This is a genomic window from Psychrobacter sp. T6-1, from assembly GCF_052258445.1.
On sequence record NZ_JBQQFC010000241.1, the window covers coordinates 1 to 3,741 of the forward strand.

Annotated in this window: 7 protein-coding genes; 6 read left to right on the forward strand and 1 reads right to left on the reverse strand. The window is 38.9% G+C overall.

The genetic code is table 11. The features are described from left to right. The 5 genes from ACTXGO_RS10905 to ACTXGO_RS10925 all read left to right on the forward strand — a co-directional run. Positions 1-153 (forward strand): phenylalanine--tRNA ligase subunit beta-related protein (locus ACTXGO_RS10905; RefSeq protein ID WP_443574488.1); only part of this gene is annotated, 153 nt, incomplete at its 5' end. A gap of 146 nt (positions 154-299) precedes the next feature. Then, positions 300-599: an integration host factor subunit alpha gene (locus ACTXGO_RS10910; RefSeq protein WP_435949788.1), complete on the forward strand. Its 300-nt coding sequence runs from the start codon at positions 300-302 to the stop codon at positions 597-599. A 367-nt stretch (positions 600-966) separates the two neighbouring features. Continuing rightward, the gene (locus ACTXGO_RS10915; RefSeq protein ID WP_443574484.1) at positions 967-1,572 is read left to right on the forward strand and encodes a hypothetical protein; all 606 of its coding nucleotides are present in this window, start codon (positions 967-969) and stop codon (positions 1,570-1,572) included. 93 nt (positions 1,573-1,665) lie between these two features. Beyond that, on the forward strand, positions 1,666-2,190 hold the full coding sequence (locus ACTXGO_RS10920) for a BLUF domain-containing protein (protein ID WP_317200079.1): 525 nt from the start codon (positions 1,666-1,668) through the stop codon (positions 2,188-2,190). A gap of 31 nt (positions 2,191-2,221) precedes the next feature. Next, positions 2,222-2,659, forward strand: a complete 438-nt coding sequence (locus tag ACTXGO_RS10925) for a BLUF domain-containing protein (protein WP_435949786.1) — start codon at positions 2,222-2,224, stop codon at positions 2,657-2,659. A 79-nt stretch (positions 2,660-2,738) separates the two neighbouring features. Here ACTXGO_RS10925 and ACTXGO_RS10930 read toward each other — a convergent pair whose 3' ends face one another. Further along, the gene (locus ACTXGO_RS10930) at positions 2,739-3,089 is read right to left on the reverse strand and encodes a hypothetical protein (RefSeq protein WP_435949785.1); all 351 of its coding nucleotides are present in this window, start codon (positions 3,087-3,089) and stop codon (positions 2,739-2,741) included. A 398-nt stretch (positions 3,090-3,487) separates the two neighbouring features. Here ACTXGO_RS10930 and ACTXGO_RS10935 point away from each other — a divergent pair. Beyond that, on the forward strand, positions 3,488-3,741 hold a 254-nt coding region (locus ACTXGO_RS10935), incomplete at its 3' end, for a neutral zinc metallopeptidase (protein ID WP_443574486.1).

Here is a 3,741-nt window from a genome sequence, read left to right on the forward strand (position 1 = left end):
GACAAAGTACCAGCAAATCAGCGCTCACTCGCTTTTGCTTTAATATGGCAAGATAGCATACAAACGTTATCTGATGAGGACGTAAAAACGACGACTGACAAAGTTGTGCAAGCGCTCACTGAGCAGCACGCTGTCCAGCTACGCGATAGTTAAGAGTCAACTATCCGTTTTAATCATCAAAAATAGCTAACTATTTATTAATAAAGGATTTTATTAAAAAGCCAACTAAAATCCTTTATAATAGTAGGTAATAGACAATATTTTGACCACCCCATTAGCGCTAACATAGGAGCTATATTGTGAGTACCCTGACAAAATCTGACATGATTGAGCATTTGATGAGTCATATGAACCTAACACGTCAAGAAGGGCGCTGCTTAGTAGAGAATTTCTTTGATGAGCTGGCTGACAACTTAATTGAGGGACGTGAAGTCAAGCTCTCAGGCTTTGGCAATTTTGAGCTAAAAGACAAAAACAGTCGACCAGGGCGCAATCCTAAGACAGGAGAGCCTGTTGCTGTCTCAGCCCGCCGAGTAGTTACCTTTAAGACAGGGCAAAAATTTCGTCAAAAAGTCGATGAGCATTTACTCGAAGTCTAGTCATCCTTCAACTTATAGCGTTGTTTGACAATATTAGTACTCTGCGCACACCTTCTATCATACTCTTTTGACCTCTCATACTTATAAAAGTAGCCTACATTAAGTCTTTAGTGTAGGTTGCTTTTTTTTATGCTACTTTAATAATAATTATTCATTTTAAGTTTGTTTTAAAGCTATTAAATCTTGTAGTTTGATTTAAATATAATAGCTATTTGTCTTTATGGTTTTAAATTTAAAATTCGCCTTTGGCTAATGAACGCCTGAGACACAAAAGTTGGCACGTATTGTGCTCTGTAGTCTACAGTTTAGTTTAAACAGCGTTTTGATATACAAACGCTGCTCTTAACATTGATATTGGATGTATAAAATGAAATATGGTGATGTTTTTCAAAAAAGTGAAATAGGTCGCGATGAAATCAAAAATCATAGCATAGGGGTATTGCCGCGAGAGGCTAGAACTTTGCTGATTATGATTGATGGCAAAAGAACCTATCAAAACTACTTAGATACTTTAGATCAAAGCAAAATGTTTGCAAGTTTTGGCGGCGTAACCCCATTATTTGAGCTACTTTTGGAGTTTGATTGTATCGAAGTTGCTGGCGCCGCAAAAAATGCAGCGTCTACTGGCGTACAAGAAGTCTCAAGACCTTCTCCTATTGCTAGACCAAATATACAAAATAGCGAAGCTGAGTTTGAGCGAACGTTTAATACTCAAAATCCAGATGATCTGACCGCTATAGGCAATGCGCCTAAGCCTAAAGCGTTAGATGCCAATTATGATATGTTGAAATCAGATTTAGCTACCTATATCGAAAAAAACGCGCCGCCACAAGAAGCTTGGGGTTATCTGTTGAATTTAGAGCAATGCGATGATACCGCGCAATTGATGGCTTTAGCTCAAGAAATCAAAAGCTCAAGTAGTGAAAAATTAGCACGAGGTATGGATGATTTTATCAAAAAAATGAGACGCTAATTATTAGGCAAAAGTCCTGGCATCTAAATTGCAGTTATGTGTGACGCTGCTGTAACACCCAAACAAATATGATCGAATGAACTGGAGTACTTTATGGAATTGGCTGAGCTTTCACAAGCGCAAAACGCACAAAGGCTACACGGTGAGCACATTATTTTGCGCCTCACTTATATTAGTCGCTACAACAATCATAACGAAAATGGTGAGGTGACGCGTATTTTAGCGCAAGCACAGCAGAATAATGAGCGCAATGGTATTACGGGCGCATTGGTTTTTAATCACAATTATTTTTTGCAAAGTATTGAAGGCTCAAGACCCGTAATCAATGAATTATTGAGAAAATTGGTCAAAGATGATCGTCATTTTTCGTTGCAGATCATTGAATGCTCCGAGGTTGAACAACGACGCTGGAATAAGTGGTCGATGAAATACCTCATTCCAAGTGATGAAAATAAAAGCTTAGCGCTCAAATATTCTACAGGAACGCAGTTTAATCCGTATCTGATGAGCACTAATCAAATTATGTTATTGATCGATACATTATCAGCACTTGATGAACAAGAACAAGAGGCGCTAAATGCACCGAAAAAGAAAAAATCTTGGTTCTCAATCAGCTAACTAAATTTTATAATCTATAAGAGGACAACCCATGGCTCAATCTACTTCAGATGCTCATATTCTGGTGAGCATGACTTATGCTAGCCGCGCAAATCCTGATGTCTCAGCTAAAGACTTCAACGAGATATTGCAGCAAGCGCAGCAAAATAATGCTGCTAATGGTATCACTGGTATGCTTATCTTTAATAAGAATTACTTTTTGCAGACTATTGAGGGACCAAGAGCGCAGATCAATCGGTTGCTGTATAGTTTGATGGCAGATCAACGCCACCATGATTTGCAAGTTCTTGAAACTCATGAGCTCAAACATAGAGAGTGGGCCCAGTGGTCAATGAACTATGCATCACCTACGCAAGACAATGCTGCTATTTATCTCAAGTACTCAACGACTATAGATTTTAATCCGTATCTTTTGAGTGCAGAGGCTGCAAGTGATCTGATGCGTGATCTTAATGCGCAAAAAGTTTAAAAACATTCAGGCATAAAAAAAGAGAGCTTTCGCTCTCTTTTTTCGTAGTTATCATTGCAACAATTAGCAATAACGACTATTACTCAACAACAACAACTTCGTCAGAAGCAGCAACGGCTGGATCAGTTTCGCTAGCGACGTCCATGCTAGTAGTCGTACCGTCTACAGGTACTTCAGCATCCATCTCGTCAGTAGCAGTAGCAGCTTGAGCTTCAGCGATGTCAGCTTCAGCAGCGACAACAGCAGCTTCAGCATCAGCAGGTACAACTTCGCCATCAGCAGCAGCTTCGTTTAGCTCTTCTTGAGCGTCTTGTACTTCTTCTTGTGCGTCAGATAAATCTTCAGCAGCGTTTTCAGTATTGCTATCACAAGCAGTTAAGCCCATAGCAGCAGTCATAACACCAGCAAGTGCAAGTAATTTAAGGTTCATAGGGTATTCTCCAGAAAAATGAAATGTTTAATAGCAACAATAAAAAGTTGAATATTCGAAATATCGAATATCAACTACTCTTAGTTGCAGCTACTCAGCTTTCACGCATTCTATATCTTTTCTATCTAAATAGGAATAGGCTTTACAATTAAGTAACAATAAAATAAGTGGTAATATTTGCTACTTACTGCCTATACTATTAAAGGCTTATCGGCTCATATTAAGCAAGTGAGTTTCTACGAAAGTGAAATAATATATTGATTTAATTTATTGTATGATCTACTACTATTAATCTCTTCACTATAAGTATAAAAAACATCAAATAATAATACCAGCGACTGTAGTATAAAGAGTTATCAATTGACAGTTGCCCCTATCTTTTATTTAAGGACACAATTATGAAATGGCAAAATAGGCGTGGCAGCTCAAATGTTCGCAGTAGTCGCGGCGGCGGCAAGATGATAGGCGGCGGTATAGGAGGTATTATTATCGCTGGAATCTTGTGGCTAGTATTTGGGGTCAATCCTATGACCGCGCTACAAACGGGGCAAGTAGTCACAGGTGGCGGTAATAGCACCTCTACTGAACCTGCGACAAGTACCGACCGAGATACTCAGTTTGTCAAAGTAGTATTAGCAGATACAGAAGCCGT

What these genes read in the sequence shown, in the direction of transcription:
- ACTXGO_RS10915 (WP_443574484.1), top strand. Translation starts at nt 967, where the DNA reads ATGAAATATGGTGATGTTTTTCAAAAAAGTGAAATAGGTCGCGATGAA.
- ACTXGO_RS10925 (WP_435949786.1), top strand. Translation starts at nt 2,222, where the DNA reads ATGGCTCAATCTACTTCAGATGCTCATATTCTGGTGAGCATGACTTAT.
- ACTXGO_RS10920 (WP_317200079.1), top strand. Translation starts at nt 1,666, where the DNA reads ATGGAATTGGCTGAGCTTTCACAAGCGCAAAACGCACAAAGGCTACAC.
- ACTXGO_RS10930 (WP_435949785.1), bottom strand. Translation starts at nt 3,089, where the DNA reads ATGAACCTTAAATTACTTGCACTTGCTGGTGTTATGACTGCTGCTATG.